Genomic DNA, 16,434 nt, shown 5'->3' with positions numbered 1-16,434 from the left:
CGTCCTTCGACGCCGCCGTATCCCCGCCGGCTAGATCGGTTCGAGGCTTGGCGTGTCGGCGTCGGCCTCGGTCGCGGTCCAGTGCGCCGACCAGCGCTGATTGGCCTCGGTCCAGACACGCCGGGGCCCGTCGTCCGCTCCGAGCTCGAAATAGTCGATCGCCAGGAAGTTCGGCGGCCGTCCCGCCGCGTCCGTCACCTGGTTGGTCTTGGCCGACAGGCGGGCGTAGCTGTTGTGGATGTGGAAGGCGGCCTGGTTGAAGCTGCCCACGGCGAAGGTCGGAAAGTAGTTCATGATCAGCAGCGGCCAGCGACGTTCGCCGTTCGGAAGCGGCGGCATCCGGTCCGTGAAGCGAAGGGAGCAGCGCCGCGTGGCCGCGGGCTTGTCCAGGTTCATGCTGTCGTCGCCGTAGACGGTCTCGGCTGCATAGCGCCACAGGAACGGCAGCCCGTCGGCATCGCGCACCTGGCACGAGGACCAGGTTTCGGCCGCGCTGTCGGAGAACACCACCAGCCGGAAGTCGTTGTCGATCATCCAGCGTCGTGTCGGCCACCCTTGGGTCGCGACGTTCCAGCGCTTGTCGCCGCGCACATTCTCCCGATCGGCATAGAACAGGCGCGAAGTCGCGCCAGCCTGATCGAAGGCCGTCGTCAGCAGCCTGTCGGGCGCGGGGTTTCCGAGGCGGGACTCAAAGATCAGGGTGACGATGCGCTGGGGCTCGGCCGCCAGGACCTCGACCACCTGGGTTAGTTCGGCGGCCAGTTTCATCGGCCCTTCCGGCCGGCCCACGATGTGCCGTTTCCAGCTGTCGCAAGGCTCGTGGCAGAGGTAGGCGTCGTCGGGCGAGGCGTAGCGCCAGATGTCGAGCATCAAAGCCTCGACGCCGCTTTCCAGCTGCCGACGGATCGAATGTCCCTGCTGAGCGCTCAGCGGCGCGACCAGGCTCCGGTACGAGAAGGCGTTGTGGGTGGTCAGATAGCAAAGCTGGTCGTAGCGCTGGGTGTTGCCGCGTCCGGAATCGACGACGCGCTTGATTTCGGGCGAGGCGTCGCAGCTGCCGAGCATGTAGCAGATGGCGGTCAGGAAGCCGTTGCTGCCGAGGCTGACGAGCGCCATCAACAGGATGCGGCCAATCGTCAGCCCGCAGGTCGCGAACGAGGCCAGGATCGTACCGCCCGTGAAGGCCACGCTGCCGACGACGGCGGCCGTGGCGATCAGGAAGGTGGTGAAGGCCACGGCCGCTCCCGCGACGAGGCAGAGGCTGCACTGCAGGCTGTTCTCGCCGTGGGCGCGATCGCAACACTCGGCCATGTCCTGCCGATAGATGGTGCTGAGCGCCTTCTGCATCGTGGGCAGGATCTCCGCCCGGGGCGCGTTCTGGAACAGAAGATGGAAACCGGTCCCCTTGATGGCGACCACCTCCAGTTCGAAGGTCGCCGCGGCTGGCCTGTGCAGGAACACGCCCCGCACCGAACGGCCGGTTCGCTTCACGAAGCGGCTGTCGGTGAAGACTTCCCGGTCGAACGTCGTCCCGTCGCTGGCTCTGATGGTCAGCAACGCGCCGAGCGGGAAGGTCTGATCCTCCATGGATCGCATCAGGATGATGTGCAGGCCGGGGCTGTCGGCGGCGACCCGCATGGCCTGCTTCTGGACCAGCACCGGCGCCTTGTAGAGCACGGCGTTGAACGGCTGATCGGCCGAGAGGATGAAGCCGCCCTGGCCGGCGCCGTTGATCAGGACGCGGTAATGGAAGCGCCCGTTCACCGGGATCGCCTGGCGCATCATCACCTGGAGTTCGCCGATGTCCGCGCCGGAGGTCGACATCCAGCCCTGCGCGGTCCAGACGTCGATGTGCGAGCCGGTCTCGTCGTTGCGCAGGTTGAGGGCCGTCAGAGGAATGTCCGTCTGGGCGATGATCGCGGAACGGGCCAGCGCCGCGCCGGCGCCCGAGAGGCTCAGGTAGATCCCGTGCATGTCGCGGATCATGGTCGAGGCCAGTCCGCCGTCGCTCTGCAGCCGCCCCATGGTCAGGCGGCCCTCGCCTTCGCCGAGATTGAAGATCGAGCGGACGAAGGCGGTGACGCCCTGGCCGCCCGCCAGGCGCGACCACTCGCCGTCCATCGGCTGGCGGGGCGTTCCGCCGGCATGGCTCATGACGCAATGACAGAAACCGTGGTCCCCGTGGACCTCGCGGCAGTCGATCGACATTGGCTTCCCCCGTTTGTGGGGCGAGACCGACGGCAACCTATGCGGTTTTGTCTGATGTAGATCGCCCCCTGGGTGAATCTTGCTCTGAGATCGCCGTCACCTCAAGAGGGCTCAGAGAAGCGTGTCGACCACATCCATGGCGAAGACGGCCGCCAAGAAGCCGAAGAGCCAGTCCGACGACAACCGGATGTGCAGAGGTGGAGGTCGGCGGGCGGAGGCGGTTCGGCCGGCGTCATGAGACGGCCGTGTCGAACAGCTTGCCGACCGCGGCGGTGGCGGCCATGGCCGCGGCGCCCCAGAAGGTCACCCGGATCACCGGACGCAGCATCCTGGCGCCGCCGGTCCAGGCGCCGAGCGCGCCCAGAACCGCCAGGTAGGCCAGCGAGGCGAGGCTCACCGTCCAGGGCAGCCAGGACAGCGGCGAGACCAGCACCACCGCCAGCGGCGCCAAGGCTCCGGCGGAGAAGGTCAGGGCGGAGGTGATCGCCGCCTCGGTCGGCTTGGCCGCCGTCGCCTCGGAGAGGCCGAGTTCGTCGCGGGCGTGGGCGCCCAGGGCGTCGTGTTCGGTCAGCTGCTCGGCGACCTGCCGGGCCAGGACGGGGTCCAGGCCGCGATCGCGGTAGATGCGGGTCAGCTCCTCCAGCTCGGCTTCGCCGTCGTCGCGCAGCTCGCGCTTCTCCTGGGCGATGGCCGCCTTCTCGGTGTCGAGCTGGGAGCTGACCGAGACGTACTCGCCGGCCGCCATCGACATGGCTCCGGCCACCCAGGCGGCGACCCCGGCGACCAGGATCGGCGCCTTGCCCTCCGACGCGGCCGCCACCCCCAGGACCAGGCTGGCGGTGGAGACGATGCCGTCGTTGGCGCCGAGTACCGCGGCGCGCAGCCAGCCGACGCGCGAGATGAAATGGGTTTCGTCATGGGTCTTGGCCCTGGCCATCCGGTTCCCTCGCCGCGTTTGCGACATGAGGGTAGGGCCCGCGCGCGGGATCGGGCAAGCTGGGGTCATGACCCTGGAGCTCGTCGTCCCGACCCGAGATCATCTGCCCGGCTATGTCGACGCCCTGGAGCGCGGCTGGTCGCCGGACAATCTGCGCCTGGTCGAGGCGGCGCGGGAACTGCTGGCCGAGATCGCCGCCGACGCCGACGCCTTCCTGGCGCGGATGGATGACCCGGAGGCCAGGGGCGGGGACGTCGTCCAGCTGGACGGAAGCCGGGCCAAGCGGCTGCCCGGGCTCACGCGCTGGCTATGGGACGGGGACTTCTGCGGCTCGATCAATTTCCGCTGGCAAGTCGGGACGGAGGAGATGCCGCCGCATGTGCTGGGTCACATGGGCTACGCCGTCGTGCCTTGGAAGCGGGGACGGGGCTACGCCAGCCGGGCTCTGGCGCTGCTGCTGCCGGAGGCCAGGGCGCGCGGCCTGCGCTGGGTCGATCTGACCACCAACCCGCAGAACGAGCCGTCGCAGCGCGTGATCCTCAACAACGGCGGCGAGCTGATCGGCCCCTTCGAGAAGCCTGACGCTCACGGCGGCGGCGAGGGGCTGCTGTGGCGTATCCGGCTGTAGGTCAGCGCGAGGCGATCGTCCGCACGGCGTTGATGGCGTAGTCGACGTCCTCGACGGTGTTGCGGATGCTGGGCGTCAGGCGGACGTGTTGGACGGCGTAGGGCGCGGCGGAGGCGATCACCCTCTGCTGGCGCAGGGCCTGGACCGCGCCCTCCGCGGATCTGCCGGCGACGTCGAAGCTGACGATCCCGGCCGACAGGCGCGGGTCCATCGGCGTCACGACGCGGACGCCGGGGATCTGGGATAGACCCAGCTTCAACCGCATGGCCAGCTCGCGGGTGCGGGCCTGGACGTTGGCCTTGCCGATCCAGGCATGGAACTGGAACGCTTCGCTCAGCGACCAGACATGTTCGAAGGCTTTGAACCCGCCCGGCGTCATCCGCGCGGCCGTGGTCGGGCCAGGATCATAGCCGCCGATCCAGGCGCCGTAGGCGTTCGAGGCCAGGAAGCTCGGCACGGTCGGCGTCACCCGCGACCAGCCTCGCGGCGTGCCGAAGACCACGCCGGTGCCGCGCGGCCCGAACAGCCACTTGTGGCAGCCGGCGACCAGAAAGTCGGCGCCGAGCTCGGGCAGGGTGGTGTTCTCGACGCCGAAACCGTGCACGCCGTCGACGCAGAGCAGCACCCTGTCCGGCTCCGCCCGGGCGGCGTTGATCGGAGCCAGGGCGGCGGCGATCTCGGCGATCGGCATCTTCAGCCCCGTCGAGGAATGCACCCAGGTCAGGGCCAGGACCCGCGTCTCCGGCCGGATGTTGGCGGCGATCCGGCCGACGATCTCCGGGACAGTGGCTGTCGCGGCCTGGTCGAACAGGCTGATCTTCCGCACTCCGCCGCCGGTGCGGGCCGTCGAGAGCCGCAGGGCCTCGTGGGTGACGTAGTAGTCGTGGACCGTGGTCAGCGCCTCCTGGCCGTAGCGCAGGCCGATGCCGGCGTAGAGGAGGCCGACGCCGCTGGTCGTGCTCTCGCACAGGGCCACGTTCTCCGCCTCGACGCCGAAGTAGCCGCCGGCCATGCGGCGGGCGCTGTTCTGCAGGGGGCGGTTGCGGGCTTCCAGATAGGTGACGGGGGCGGCGTCCAGGCCCTTGCGATGGCGGTCTATGGCTTCGCGAACCGGCTTGGGGTTGGCGGCGAACAGCATGGCCGACATATCGACCATGCTCCAGTCCAGCGCCCATTGCGCCCGGACGCGCTGCCAGTCGGGTTGGGGCAGGGGCGGCTCGACCGGCGCAGGCTCCGGCGGCGGCGCGGGGTCGGCCTGCGCGGGCTCCGCGTCCTGGCCGTGGGCGGCTGCGGCCAGGGCGGACAGGGCCAGGCCGGAGCCGGCCAATAGCCGCCTGCGGCTCAGCCCAGCGTCCCCCCGGGTCTCGTCCTCGTCCATGTCAGCCCTTTCAGCCGTCGCCAGCCTCACGCCTGCCGGGGATCAGCGCACGCCTGTTCTCGCGTGCGATGAATCCGTGACCAGCCTGGTGGCGGTTGACGATCCCGTCAGAGCCGGAAAGGCGGGAGATCGGCCCCGGTTCCCTCGCCGCCGAGCGTGACGTGGAATTCACCTGACAGATGACGGGGGCCATGCCCTCCTGAACGCAGGGGAAACGGGGAAGAAACCCATGGCCGTCAGTCCGTCCGCGTTCGATCCAGCCGCCGAGACGGCCCGCTACCTCGCCATGTTGCCGCCGGAAGTTCACGCCAAGGCGACGGCCTATACCCAGGGGGGTCACTGGCTGCTGTTGTGGAGCGCGGTCGTCGCGGCGGCGGTCGCCTGGCTGATCCTCCGATCCGGATTGCTGGTCCGCCTCAGGAATGCCGTCGAGCGCCGGCGGCGGCGACCCTGGCTTGTGGCTTTGGCGGTGTTGCCGGTCGCTCTGCTGCTGGAGACGCTGCTCACCCTGCCGTGGAACGCCTACGCCGATTGGTGGCGGGAGACGGCCTACAACATGACCAGCCAGCCGTTCGGCGAATGGCTGGGCGAATGGGCGTTGAGCGGCGGGATCGCGCTGGTCGCGATGAGCCTGTTCTACCTGGCCGTCTACTGGCTGCTGCGCCGCGCGCCCAGGACCTGGTGGCTGTGGGCCAGCGGCGTGGCCGGCGCCTTCGCGGTGATCGCCCTGCTGCTCGCGCCGATCTATATTGCTCCGCTGTTCAACGACTACAGCCCGGCCCCGAATGGTCCGGTCCGTGACGCCGTCGTCGCCATGGCCGAGGCCAACGGCATCCCGTCGGACAAGATCTACATCTACGACGGGTCGAAACAGTCCAACCGCTACACGGCCAACGTGATGGGTCTGTTCGGTTCGGCCCGGATCAACATGAGCGACACCATGTTCAAGGCCGGCGCAGATCTCGGCGAGATCCGCGCGGTGGTCGGGCACGAGATGGGACACTATGCCCGCCACGACGTCCTCTCGCGGCTCGGCCTGGTGCTGGCGCTGATCCTCGCCGGGTTCTGGCTGCTGGACAGGCTGTTCGAACCGGCGGCCCGGCTGCTGGGCGCGGCGAACGTCAGAGGTATCGCCGATCCCGCGGGGCTGCCGATCTTCTCGCTGCTGCTGGCCCTGATATTCCTGGTCGCCACGCCGCTGACCAACAGCCTGTCGCGCTGGGCCGAGACCGGCGCCGACAACTATTCGCTGCGGATCGCGAGGGAGCCGGACGGCATCGCCAAGGCGCTGATCCAGACGGTGGAGTATCGCGCCGCGACGCCGAGCCTGATCGAGGAGACCCTGTTCTACAGCCACCCGTCGGTCAGTCGCCGGATCCGCAACGCCATGGAGTGGAAGGCGAAGCATCCGCCGGCCCCGGCCCGGGCCGCGGCGCCCGTTTCTCAACCATGAATTGAAATTACGCGAGAGGGCCTGCTAGGGTCGCGCTTCAGCCAGCTTGGGGGAGCGTCGCATGTCTTCAAAAATCAAACCGGTGATCCGGCAGGCCTGGCCTCGTCCCGAGGTCTTGTTTTCCGACGCGCCGCCGGCCGGCGCTTCCGAGGCCGGCGCGGGCGGCGTCAGTCCGGCGGAACACTATACCGGCTACGTCTTCCCAGTGTCGGGGCAGGGGACGATCTCGTTCACCTTCAAGGCAGACAGGCCGTTCCGGATCGTCGTCAACAGCCAGCCCAAGCCATCGTACGGCTCGCGCGAGGTGGTCGTGCTTGAGGTGACCGATCGTCGGGCGGCCTTCCTGCGCGCGAACACCGATCTGCCGCGGGACGTGCTGGACGAGACCACCGAGGCCAAGGCGCTGCTCAATCCGGGAGCGGAGCAACTGGCCTACTGGCTGAGCCTCGACACCAACAACCGCGTGCTCAAGTACGGCAAGGGGGAGATGCTCAACCGGCTCGTGCTGTTCACCTACCGCTTCCCGCCCAAGCCGGAGCCGCCGCTGGCGGACCCCTTCGCCTATCTCGCGGGGCTGAAATGCATCGCCCTCAGCGGCGTGGAGACCGCCTCGGTCGCCGATCACGCCCTGAGCTCGTTGCCGGTGACGCTGGATCCGCCGCCGCAGATCATCGCCACCGATCAGATCACGCTGGAGGATATCGCCGAGAACCTGTTCAGCGTCGCCGCCGATCTGCCACAGGCCTGCCAGGCGCTCTACGCCAACGTCGCCGGCCCGTCCGTGACCTTGCGGCCGAAGGACTTCCCTGAGTTTCCGGAAGCCATCAACTACAGCATCAACACGCCGGGCGGGCTCTGTTACCGGAAGCTCGACGAGAAACCGAAGCAGTTCGGCTACCTGCGGATCACGATGGACCCGAACCTGGGGGACTCGCCGGGCTCGCCCTATGTGCTCGAGATCTGGCCCGCGCAGCACGGCTCGCCGATCCACGATCACGGCGACGCCTGTGCGGTGATCAAGGTGCTGGAAGGCACGATCCGCGTGAAATGGTTCCCGGGCCTGTCGCCGGACATCGAGGTTCCGTTCGGCCAGGTCGATCTGACCGAGGGCGACGTCACCTTCCTGACGCCGCGCGCCTACCAGATCCACCAGCTGTTCAATCCGGATGACCGGAAGCGGATGACCGCCACCATCCAGTGCTATCGCTATCCGGCCGACGACACCGTCCACTACGAGTATTTCGACTACGTCGAGGACGGGGTCATCAAGCAGTTCACGCCGGACTCGGACTGGGAGTATCTCGAGTTCAAGGCGCTCATCCGCAAGGAATGGGACGCCCGGCCTCGGTAGGGATCAGCGCTTCCGGACGAAGACCGTGCCGGCGGAGTATCCGGCGCCGAACGAGCAGATCAGGCCGGTCTCGCCGGCCTGGAAGTCCTCGTTGGCCTTGTGGAAGGCGATGATCGAGCCGGCCGAACTGGTGTTGGCGTATTCGTCCAGGATGATGACGTTCTCGCCGGGCTCCGGGTCGCGGCCCAGGACCTTGCGGCCGATCATCTCGTTCATGTTGATGTTGGCCTGGTGCAGCCACAGGCGCTTCAGGCTGGTCGGGTCCAGGCCGATGTCGGCGGCGTGCTCGACGATCATCTCGCTGACCATCGGCACCACCTCGCGGAACACCTTGCGGCCTTCCTGGACGAACAGCTTGTCCTTGGCGGCGACGCCGTCCGGCGCGGCGCGGTTCAGGAAGCCGAAGTTGTTGCGAATGTTGTTCGAGAACTGGGTTTTCAGCCGCGTGCCGAGGATCTCCCAGCCGCCGGCCGCCTGGTCGGCTCGCTCGACGATCACCGCGGTGGCCACGTCGCCGAAAATGAAGTGGCTGTCGCGGTCGCAGAAGTTCAGGTGGCCCGAGCAGATCTCGGGATTGACCATCAGCACGGCCTTGGTCGAACCGGCGGCGATGAAGTCGGCGGCGGTCTTGATCCCGAAGGTGGCGGACGAACAGGCCACGTTCATGTCGAACGCGAAGCCTTCGATGCCCAGCGCCTGCTGCACCTCGATGGCCATGGCCGGATAGGGGCGCTGCATGTTCGAGGCGGCGCAGAGCACGGCGCCGATCTCGCTGACCGGCTTGCCCCAGCGAGCGATGGCTTCCCGCGCCGCGTTCACGGCGATCTCGGCCAGGACGGAGATTTCCTCGTTCGGGCGCTCCGGAATGATCGGGCGCATGATCTCCGGATCGAGAATTCCGGTCTTGTCGACGACGAAACGGGACTTGATGCCCGAGGCCTTCTCGATGAATTCGGGCGAGGATGGGGCGAGAGGTTGCAATTCACCCGCGGCGATCGCCTCGGCGTTGGCGGCGTTGAACCGTTCGACATAGGCGTTGAAGGTGTCGACGAGCTCGGTGTTGGAGATGCTCTGACTGGGCGTGAAGAGCCCGGTGGCGGCGATGACGGCCTGATGCACTTGGCGGATGTCCCGACGATGGCCGCGCGGTGAAGGGGGCGCGGCGTCCTTTGTGTTCTGAGCGATAGATAGCACGCCGAACGGCCGCGTCAGCCCCGTGTGGCATGAAGGCAACGCTACAAAGCCGCCTCATTCCCGCTCTTGATCCGTCTCCTGGCGGCCCAGTTTGCCTTCTAGTTCAGGGGCCGCTGGGGAGCTGAATAAAAGCGTCAAGGAGACTATGACGATGAAAACTCTCATGTTTGCCACTTCGGCCGCGCTGCTGGCGGTCGCTGCCGTTCCCGCGGTCTCGCAGGCCCAGGAAGTCTACGGCACGGTCGGCTATGCTCACGCCGACACGGGAAGCGCCGACGTCGGCGCGATCCAGGGCCGCATCGGCTACAAGTTCAATCCGTACGTGGCGATCGAAGGCGAAGCCGCCTTCGGCGTGAAGGACGATCGCGACGTCGAACTCAAGCACGAGCTGGGCGCCTTCGTCGTCGGCTCCGTGCCGGTGACCCCGCAGGCTGAACTGTTCGCCCGCGTCGGCTACAGCGGCGCGAAGTTCGACACCGCCGCCGGCAAGGTCGACCGCGACGGTTGGGCCTACGGCGTGGGCGGCCAGTACAACTTCACCGCCAAGGACGGCGTGCGCGTCGACTGGACCCGTCACGACTACAAGGGCAACGACGCCGACGTCTTCTCGGTCGGCTACGCCCGGAAGTTCTAAGGTCGGATCTTCCGCGAACCAAGGAGGCCCCTCCCGGAAACGGGAGGGGCCTTTTTCGTCGCAGGCTTCGGTCTTGACGCCGCCGTCGCCGAATGGAGACTCCCGGCGGGAATAGGGCGATGGCGTGAAAGATCTCTACATCCTGGCGGGCTCCTTCGTGGCCGTAGCGTTGATGGTCGCCGTGGCGGCCTGGGCCAGAATCTCGCGCGCGACGCCGCCGCTGGACGCCGATGCGGCGCGGGGGCTGTTGGCGGCAGAGTTTCCGGACGACGTCTTCGAAGCTCCCTGGATCGCCGCCGATGGCGGCGGAGCCGTGGCGCGGAGCGGCGACCGGGCGCTAGTCGTCTATCGGCTGGGGGATTCTTGGGTGGCGCGCAGCCTGGCCTGGGACGCCGCGCTGGCCGCGCCGCAGCGGGGCGGAAAGGTGCACATGCGGCTGGACGACATCGCCGCGCCTACGGCGAAGCTAGCCGTCACCGGCGTCAATCCTTGGCCGCCGCTCGCGGAGGCCGCCTGACATGGATCCGCTGAAGCCGGCCTTCGATCCGGTCACCTGGGCCATCCCGATCTTCGTGGTCACGATTCTGCTGGAGATCGGCTTGCGCCGATTGGGCAGGGCGAAGGCGGCCTATGAGGCGCGGGACACCGCAACCTCGCTGGGCATGGGACTGGGCAGCACCATCGCCGGCGGCCTGACCGCGGGCGTCGTCTTCGCCGCCAGCGTCTGGGTCTACGAGCACCGGCTTTTCGACATCCCGATGACGGCCTGGTGGGCCTGGCTGGCGCTCTTCCTGCTCGAGGACCTGACCTACTACTGGTTCCACCGCCTGTCGCACGAGCGACGGTTCTGGTGGGCCAGTCATGTCAACCACCACAGCTCGCAGCACTACAACCTGTCGACGGCGCTGCGGCAGACCTGGACCGGCGGGGTGGCCGGGACGTGGTTGCTGTGGCTGCCCCTGAGCTTCATCGGCTTCCCGCCCGCGATGGTGGCGATCCAGAAGGGGATCAGCCTCGTCTATCAGTACTGGATCCACACCGAGGCGATCCGGAAGATGCCGCGCTGGTTCGAGGCGGTGTTCAACACGCCCTCGCACCACCGGGTGCACCACGCCCGCAACCCGCGATATCTCGACGCCAACTATGCAGGCATCCTGATCATCTGGGACCGGATGTTCGGGACCTTCATTCCCGAGGACGAGGCAGAGGCGCCGCGTTACGGCCTGGTCCATAACCTGGGCGATTTCAATATCTTGCGCGTCGCATTCCATGAGTGGCTGGCGATCGGCAAGGACCTGCTGACCGCCCGCTCGCCGCGGGAGGTCATCGGCTACCTGTTCGGGCCGCCGGGCTGGAGTCCCGACGGCTCTCGCGACACCTCGGCGGTGCTCAAGGCCAAATGGAAGGCGCGCGAAGCGGCTGAGGCCGAGAAGGTCGCGGCGGAGTAGGAGCCGCACGTCGTTCCTGGGATAACCTCCCCCATAGGGGGAGGGGGACCATCCCGCAGGGATGGTGGAGGGGGTCTAACGCCTTGGACCCTCTCCACCATGCTTCGCACGGTCCCCCTCTCCCAGAGGGAAAGGTTCATTGGCTCGCCAGGACTAGTCTCTGAGCAGCGGCAGGCTCAGCCCCCCCGCGGGGCGCTGCGTGAGCAGTTCGCGACGGAAGCGGAACAGTTCCGCCGGTCGACCGCCGGTCTCGGTGTCCATGCGACCCAGGCCTTCCAGCAGGTCGATGCGTTCGACCACGCGACGGAAGTTCTGCTTGTGCAGGGGAACGCCGGAGATGGCCTCCACCGCCCGCTGCAGCGCCGAAAGGGTGAACTCCGGCGGCGTCAGTTCGAACACCACCGGGCGATACTTCAGCTTGCCGCGCAGACGGCCCAGGCCTGTCGCCAGGATTCGGCGGTGGTCCGACAGCATCGGCTCGCCCAGGGCGGCCGACAGGGCGGTCGGCTCGGCGGCCGCGTCGCCGCGGTCGCGGATCTGGTCGCGGGCCGCCTCCGGGGCCAGCCCGGCCTCATAGAGCAGTTCGTAGCGGTCCAGGACGCGCTCCTCGTTCCAGACGGCGCCGTCGAGCGCGAACAGCAGACGGGTGCGGGCGAGGCGCTCCGGGTCCTGGCCCGCCCAGCGCCGAAGGGCGGGAGCGATGGCCTCGTCGATCAGGGACGGACGGCCCAGCCGCCAATCTTCCCAGGGGAAGAAGCGGGCCCAGGGCGCCCAGGCGCTGTCGGGCGCCTCGGTGTCGACGGCGGCGGGCGTCAGGGCCAGGTAGCCGACCGAGACCACCCGCGCCGCGCCGGCGCCGACCTCGGCCCGAGGGGCGTCGCGGCCCTTGTCGCCGAAGGTGTAGAGCTGCTCGACATAGCCCAGCTCGAACCGCGTCTGTTCGGCCACGAAGTCGCGCAGGGCTATCTCGAAGGTGCGGTGGCCCTCCGGATCGAACGGGCCGAACGGCAGGCCGGCCAGGGTCGAGGCCTGGTCGGTGGCCGCATCGTGCGGTCGCACGGTCAGCACCACGGCTTCGCCGCCCCGGATGGCCACGATGACGGCGGACAGGCCGATGACGACGGAGAGAGTCATGCGGCGGTGGTAGCATTCCCTCGCGTCGCGTGGGAGGGGAGGGCGTCGGCGGCTAGTCCTTCACGTAGGTATGCGGGCGGTCGGAGCCATCGGACAGCTCTTCGTGCCACTGGCCGCGATCGTCCTCGTAGACGATGCCGGTGTCGTCGCCGGGCAACTCCTGCTCGCGGGCCACGCGCCGCGCGGCGGCCAGGGCGGCCTCGCGCGTTCGGAAGGTCTCCGAGAAGACGCCATTGGCCTTGTAGGCCCAGCCGCCGTCGTGCTCGACGATCTCGTAGGTGATGTCCGTCATGTGCGATCTCCAGACCGAGGCGGACAGACTAGCCCGCCCCGAGCGATCCGGCGCGCACGATGCCGCGACTATTCCGTGTCGAACGCCGCCTGGGTCCGCTCGAAGCCGGCGGCCTCGGAGAGGACGTGGAAGCGGCGCACGTAGTGGTCCTGGGCTTCGCTGGCCGGCTGCGGGACCAGTTTCAGCGTCAGGCCCTGGGGCAGCGGGCCGAAGAAGCCGAGGGATTCCTCGTGGTCGAAGCCGGCCAGCTGGGTGGCCTCGAAGTAGGCGCAGGCCCGATCCGCCTGTTTGATCAGCTTCTTGATCGCCTGGGGCGTCTTGGCGGGCAGGCCGAAGCGGGCGTGGATGGCGTGCTCCAGCCGCTCCTCGAACTCCTTGTAGCTGACCCCCAGCGCGGCCTTGAACGGACTGATCATGTCGCCGATCACATATTCGCTGGCGTCATGCAGCAGGGCGGCCAGGCGCCACTTCGGATCGATCGCGGGCTGGATGTAGGAGACGATTTCCTCGACCACGATCGAGTGCTGGGCGACCGAGAAGCCGTGCTCGCCGATCGTCTGGCCGTTCCAGCGCGCGACGCGGGCGAGACCGTGGGCGATGTCCTCGATCTCGATGTCCATCGGCGAGGGATCGAGCAGGTCCAGGCGCCGGCCGGACAGCATGCGCTGCCACGCCCTGGGAGTGTTCTTCGGCGAACGCGCGCCGCGGAGCCCTTTCGCCACCGGATCGTTCCTTTGCTTGAGAGGGCGCCTCCAGTGGCGCATCGTTTGACGAAGATCAATGCCGGATCGATCCTGATCCCGTGATCTGGGGTGCAAAGAAGGAGCATCTGGATGAGCTGGGCAAGGATCATGGCGCCGCTGGCGGGCGGGGCGCACGACGTCGACATCCTGAAGTTCGCCGCCGCAGTGGCGACGCCGTTCGGCGCCGAGGTGGCCGCGGTGCACGCCCCGGCAGACATCGCCGACCTGATGCCCTGGATGGGCGAAGGCTTCATGGGCGGCGTCCAGATCATCGCCATGGACAGCCTCAAGGAGGCCGCCGCCGAGGGCGAACGCGCCGCCAAGGCCGCCGTCGACGGCGTCGGCTACGCCAAGACCGGTTTCGTCAGTCTGCAGACGCCCGTCTGGGCGGGCCTGTCAATGGAGGGGCGGCTCTCCGACGTCGTCCTGTTCGACAACGAGGCGGCGCGCGGACGCGGCCCGCTGGCCGAGGCCTTCCAGCAGATCGTCGCCGACGAGCAGCGGCCCACGATCGTCGCGCGCGACGGGCTGAAGATCGCCGGCGCCACCGTCCTGGTCGCCTGGGACGGCGGCAAGGAGGCCAGTCGCGCGGCGCGTACGGCCCTGCCGATGCTTGAGAAGGCCGGCCGGGTGGTGATCGTCTCGGCGCCGGCCGCCTCGTCCCGCACCTTCGAGGCCAAGCGCCTGCAAGGCTTCTTCTCGGCGCGCGGCGTTGAGGTCGAGGTGGAGACCCTGGCCGATGGCGGCGACGCGGCCCAGCTGCTGCTCAGCGCCGCCGATCGGCTCGGCGCAGGGGTTCTGGTCGCCGGCGCCTTCGGGCATCCGAGGCTGCAGGAGTACATCTTCGGGGGCACGACCCGGACCCTGCTGAACAACGACGGACCGTCGCTGTTCCTCTCCCACTAAAGCCAAGAAGAAGAGGGAAACCATGACGCTCTCGCGCATCGTCATGCGCCTTGCGCGCAATCCGGGGACCGAGTTCGCCGACGGGGACGACCATCGCGGCTACACCCTGGTCGCGCCGCTGACCGGCGACGGCAAGCTGGACGTGGACGCTTTCCAGAAGGAGCGGGCGCTGTGCACCGTCCGCCGGTTCGCGCCGGACGAGGACGCCGTCGTCGGCCGGTTGACCCGGCGCGGCCCGACCTGGTTCTTCGACTACGACGACCAGTCGGACGCCGATGACGAGCCGGTGCACCGCCTGGGCGACCACTATTTCAGCGTCGGCGAATATGTGTCGGTCGCCGACGAGGACGGCCGCCTGCTGGCCTACAAGGTGACGGACGTCGCCCCGGCCGATTGAGGCGCGCGCCCGGGCTCTCGCCACTTTGGGGAATTGCTGTAGGCTTCGCCTCTTCAGGTTGTGAGCGAGGGGCGGCATGGCCGAGGCTTTGCGCGACGACTACGAGGCGGCTCAGTTCGGCGGGGAGAAGGTCGACGAGTGCGACCTGATCATGAAGGGCGGCATCACCTCCGGGATCGTCTATCCGTTCGCGATCCTGGAGCTGGCGCGGAAGTATCGGTTCCGCAGCATCGGGGGGACCTCCGCCGGGGCCATCGCGGCCGCCTTCGCCGCCGCCGCCGAGTACGCGCGGCAGAACGGCGACCCCGCGGGGTTCATCCGCTTCAAGGCGCGCTGCGAAAGCCTGCCGGGCATCATGCTGGGGCTGTTTCAGCCCTCGGCGCCCGTCGCCGATCTGATGAAGTTCCTGATGACGATGCAGACCGGCGGCCTGGCGCGGGCGCTGCTGGTGTTCTGGCCGGCGCTATTGATCGGCGTCCTGGTCGGCGGCGGCCTGCTGGCGATCCTGGGCGCTGGCTGGGCGGGCGTGCTGCTCGGGATCGTCGTCGGTTTCGCCGTCGCCCTGGCCTGGCGGCTGTATTCGCTGCTCAAGCGGATTCCGAAGAACGACTTCGGCCTGTGCACGGGCCTGACCCAGCCGGGGTCCGCCGGACCGGCGCTGACCGACTGGCTGTACGAGTCCCTGCAGGAGATCGCGTTCGGCCCCGCCGGGAGGGATCGCCCGCTCACCTTCGGCGACCTGGCTTCGGTCGGGCGCAAGAAGGCGAGCGACGGCCCGAACATCGTGCTGCGGGCGGTGACCACCGACCTTTCGATGGGCCGTCCCCGCAGCCTGCCCGACCCCGGGGAGGGGTTCCGCTTCGAACCGTCCGCCTGGGCGCGCCTCTTCCCGAAGGTGGTGATGGACTATCTGCTGGGCTTGCCAAGCGTGCTGCCCGAGGCGGACGCCGAGCCGTGGGATCAGCTGCCCCGCTTCCCCGCGTCGGACGACCTTCCGGTGATCATCGCGGTGCGGATGAGCCTCAGCTTTCCGGTCCTGTTCACCGCCGTGCCGCTGAAGTTCCGCGACATCAGCCTGCTGATGCTGGCCAAGGACCAGAAGGGTACGATCGATCCGATCGACATCCCCGATCCGAAGGCGCGTATCCAGCCGATCTGGTTCACCGACGGCGGGGTGACCAGCAACTTCCCGATCCAGTTCTTCGACGCCATGCTGCCGGGGCGGCCGACCTTCGCCCTGAGCCTGGACCAGTTGGACCCAGGCATGAAGCCGGACGGCGGAAGGGTCTATCTGCCGCATCATGCCTGGGGCGGGTCGTTCACTTCGATCGACGGCATCCCGTCGCTGCTCGGCTTCGGCCACAGCGTCTTCCGCGCCGCGCAGAACTGGCAGGACACGATGATGAGCGTCATGGGCGCCCAGCGCGAGCGCGTCGCCCGCGTCTACTTGGCGCCCGACGAGGGCGGCCTGAATCTGTCGATGCCGCCAGCGTTGTCGAAGAAGCTGATGGGCTACGGCCAGGTCGCGGGACGCAAGATCGTCGCCGAGTTCGATTTCGACGAGCATCGTTGGCGGCGCGCTCTCGTGGCCTACGAGAAGCTGCAGGAGGAGCTGCGTAGGGCGAACGAAGTCTGGACCGCCGAGCGGTTCGGAGTCTGGCTGGAGGGCTACCTGGCGGACGTCCAGAGCTACCAGGCCCTGCCGCTGGCCCAGCGGCGCAAGGTTCACGC

At 68.4% G+C, this 16,434-nt stretch carries 15 protein-coding genes and 1 pseudogene; 9 read left to right on the top strand and 7 right to left on the bottom strand.

Annotation, left to right across the window (positions count from 1 at the left end):
• Positions 1 to 30 precede the first annotated feature (30 nt).
• Together CSW64_RS14175 and CSW64_RS14170 are read right to left on the bottom strand one after the other, a co-directional pair.
• Positions 31 to 2,208, bottom strand: a complete 2,178-nt coding sequence (locus CSW64_RS14175; protein ID WP_099622724.1) for a phosphoinositide-specific phospholipase C-related protein — start codon at positions 2,206 to 2,208, stop codon at positions 31 to 33.
• A gap of 232 nt (positions 2,209 to 2,440) precedes the next feature.
• Positions 2,441 to 3,145, bottom strand: coding sequence for a VIT1/CCC1 transporter family protein (locus CSW64_RS14170; RefSeq protein ID WP_099622723.1), 705 nt, complete (start codon positions 3,143 to 3,145; stop codon positions 2,441 to 2,443).
• Between the two features lie 67 nt (positions 3,146 to 3,212).
• Between CSW64_RS14170 and CSW64_RS14165 the strand changes: the two genes are divergently transcribed.
• A complete protein-coding gene (locus CSW64_RS14165) occupies positions 3,213 to 3,773 on the top strand; it encodes a GNAT family N-acetyltransferase (RefSeq protein ID WP_099622722.1) in 561 nt (186 codons plus the stop codon).
• Between the two features lies 1 nt (position 3,774).
• Here CSW64_RS14165 and CSW64_RS14160 read toward each other — a convergent pair whose 3' ends face one another.
• Entirely contained in the window at positions 3,775 to 5,151 is a 1,377-nt protein-coding gene (locus CSW64_RS14160; protein ID WP_150131419.1) for an aminotransferase class V-fold PLP-dependent enzyme, read from the bottom strand.
• 229 nt (positions 5,152 to 5,380) lie between these two features.
• Here CSW64_RS14160 and CSW64_RS14155 point away from each other — a divergent pair, with 229 nt between their 5' ends.
• Together CSW64_RS14155 and CSW64_RS14150 are read left to right on the top strand one after the other, a co-directional pair.
• On the top strand, positions 5,381 to 6,604 hold the full coding sequence (locus CSW64_RS14155) for a M48 family metalloprotease (RefSeq protein WP_099622720.1): 1,224 nt from the start codon (positions 5,381 to 5,383) through the stop codon (positions 6,602 to 6,604).
• 61 nt (positions 6,605 to 6,665) lie between these two features.
• Positions 6,666 to 7,955: a cysteine dioxygenase gene (locus CSW64_RS14150; RefSeq protein ID WP_150131418.1), complete on the top strand. Its 1,290-nt coding sequence runs from the start codon at positions 6,666 to 6,668 to the stop codon at positions 7,953 to 7,955.
• Between the two features lie 3 nt (positions 7,956 to 7,958).
• Here the strand turns inward: CSW64_RS14150 and CSW64_RS14145 are convergent, their stop codons facing one another.
• Positions 7,959 to 9,083 (bottom strand): beta-ketoacyl-ACP synthase III, encoded by a 1,125-nt coding sequence (locus CSW64_RS14145; protein ID WP_425430378.1) that lies wholly within the window; start codon positions 9,081 to 9,083, stop codon positions 7,959 to 7,961.
• Between the two features lie 229 nt (positions 9,084 to 9,312).
• Here CSW64_RS14145 and CSW64_RS14140 point away from each other — a divergent pair, with 229 nt between their 5' ends.
• The 3 genes from CSW64_RS14140 (at position 9,313) to CSW64_RS14130 (ending at position 11,231) form a co-directional block, all read left to right on the top strand.
• Positions 9,313 to 9,783 carry a porin family protein gene (locus CSW64_RS14140; RefSeq protein WP_245863705.1) on the top strand — a complete coding sequence of 157 codons (471 nt, stop codon included), beginning with the start codon at positions 9,313 to 9,315 and terminating at the stop codon, positions 9,781 to 9,783.
• Positions 9,784 to 9,907: 124 nt separating this feature from the next.
• Positions 9,908 to 10,300, top strand: coding sequence for a hypothetical protein (locus CSW64_RS14135; protein ID WP_245863704.1), 393 nt, complete (start codon positions 9,908 to 9,910; stop codon positions 10,298 to 10,300).
• Position 10,301: 1 nt separating this feature from the next.
• Positions 10,302 to 11,231 (top strand): sterol desaturase family protein, encoded by a 930-nt coding sequence (locus CSW64_RS14130; protein WP_099622716.1) that lies wholly within the window; start codon positions 10,302 to 10,304, stop codon positions 11,229 to 11,231.
• Positions 11,232 to 11,384: 153 nt separating this feature from the next.
• Here CSW64_RS14130 and CSW64_RS14125 read toward each other — a convergent pair whose 3' ends face one another.
• From CSW64_RS14125 to CSW64_RS14115, 3 genes are all read right to left on the bottom strand, one after another.
• Positions 11,385 to 12,365, bottom strand: a complete 981-nt coding sequence (locus CSW64_RS14125) for an NUDIX hydrolase (RefSeq protein ID WP_099622715.1) — start codon at positions 12,363 to 12,365, stop codon at positions 11,385 to 11,387.
• Between the two features lie 52 nt (positions 12,366 to 12,417).
• Complete coding sequence (locus tag CSW64_RS14120; protein ID WP_099622714.1) at positions 12,418 to 12,657, bottom strand: DUF2188 domain-containing protein; 240 nt, start codon at positions 12,655 to 12,657, stop codon at positions 12,418 to 12,420.
• A gap of 68 nt (positions 12,658 to 12,725) precedes the next feature.
• Positions 12,726 to 13,379: a YfbR-like 5'-deoxynucleotidase gene (locus CSW64_RS14115; protein WP_425430345.1), complete on the bottom strand. Its 654-nt coding sequence runs from the start codon at positions 13,377 to 13,379 to the stop codon at positions 12,726 to 12,728.
• Positions 13,380 to 13,490: 111 nt separating this feature from the next.
• Between CSW64_RS14115 and CSW64_RS14110 the strand changes: the two genes are divergently transcribed.
• The 3 genes and pseudogenes from CSW64_RS14110 to CSW64_RS22500 form a co-directional block, all read left to right on the top strand.
• Positions 13,491 to 14,306, top strand: coding sequence for a universal stress protein (locus tag CSW64_RS14110; protein ID WP_099622712.1), 816 nt, complete (start codon positions 13,491 to 13,493; stop codon positions 14,304 to 14,306).
• A 22-nt stretch (positions 14,307 to 14,328) separates the two neighbouring features.
• A complete protein-coding gene (locus tag CSW64_RS14105) occupies positions 14,329 to 14,703 on the top strand; it encodes a hypothetical protein (protein WP_099622711.1) in 375 nt (124 codons plus the stop codon).
• 151 nt (positions 14,704 to 14,854) lie between these two features.
• A pseudogene (locus CSW64_RS22500) lies at positions 14,855 to 14,983 on the top strand (patatin-like phospholipase family protein); the annotation flags it as partial.
• Positions 14,984 to 16,434: the final 1,451 nt, after the last annotated feature.

This window comes from Caulobacter mirabilis, from assembly GCF_002749615.1.
Lineage (GTDB): Bacteria > Pseudomonadota > Alphaproteobacteria > Caulobacterales > Caulobacteraceae > Caulobacter > Caulobacter mirabilis.
The sequence above is the reverse complement of the archived record's forward strand: the minus strand, read 5'-3'. Positions and strand labels throughout refer to the sequence as shown.

Bases quoted from the DNA above. Each gene is read 5' to 3' on its own strand.
- CSW64_RS14140 (WP_245863705.1), top strand. From the start codon at position 9,313: ATGTTTGCCACTTCGGCCGCGCTGCTGGCGGTCGCTGCCGTTCCCGCG.
- CSW64_RS14160 (WP_150131419.1), bottom strand. From the start codon at position 5,151: ATGGACGAGGACGAGACCCGGGGGGACGCTGGGCTGAGCCGCAGGCGG.
- CSW64_RS14175 (WP_099622724.1), bottom strand. From the start codon at position 2,208: ATGTCGATCGACTGCCGCGAGGTCCACGGGGACCACGGTTTCTGTCAT.
- CSW64_RS14125 (WP_099622715.1), bottom strand. From the start codon at position 12,365: ATGACTCTCTCCGTCGTCATCGGCCTGTCCGCCGTCATCGTGGCCATC.
- CSW64_RS14110 (WP_099622712.1), top strand. From the start codon at position 13,491: ATGAGCTGGGCAAGGATCATGGCGCCGCTGGCGGGCGGGGCGCACGAC.
- CSW64_RS14155 (WP_099622720.1), top strand. From the start codon at position 5,381: ATGGCCGTCAGTCCGTCCGCGTTCGATCCAGCCGCCGAGACGGCCCGC.
- CSW64_RS14165 (WP_099622722.1), top strand. From the start codon at position 3,213: ATGACCCTGGAGCTCGTCGTCCCGACCCGAGATCATCTGCCCGGCTAT.
- CSW64_RS14130 (WP_099622716.1), top strand. From the start codon at position 10,302: ATGGATCCGCTGAAGCCGGCCTTCGATCCGGTCACCTGGGCCATCCCG.
- CSW64_RS14170 (WP_099622723.1), bottom strand. From the start codon at position 3,145: ATGGCCAGGGCCAAGACCCATGACGAAACCCATTTCATCTCGCGCGTC.
- CSW64_RS14150 (WP_150131418.1), top strand. From the start codon at position 6,666: ATGTCTTCAAAAATCAAACCGGTGATCCGGCAGGCCTGGCCTCGTCCC.
- CSW64_RS14120 (WP_099622714.1), bottom strand. From the start codon at position 12,657: ATGACGGACATCACCTACGAGATCGTCGAGCACGACGGCGGCTGGGCC.
- CSW64_RS14105 (WP_099622711.1), top strand. From the start codon at position 14,329: ATGACGCTCTCGCGCATCGTCATGCGCCTTGCGCGCAATCCGGGGACC.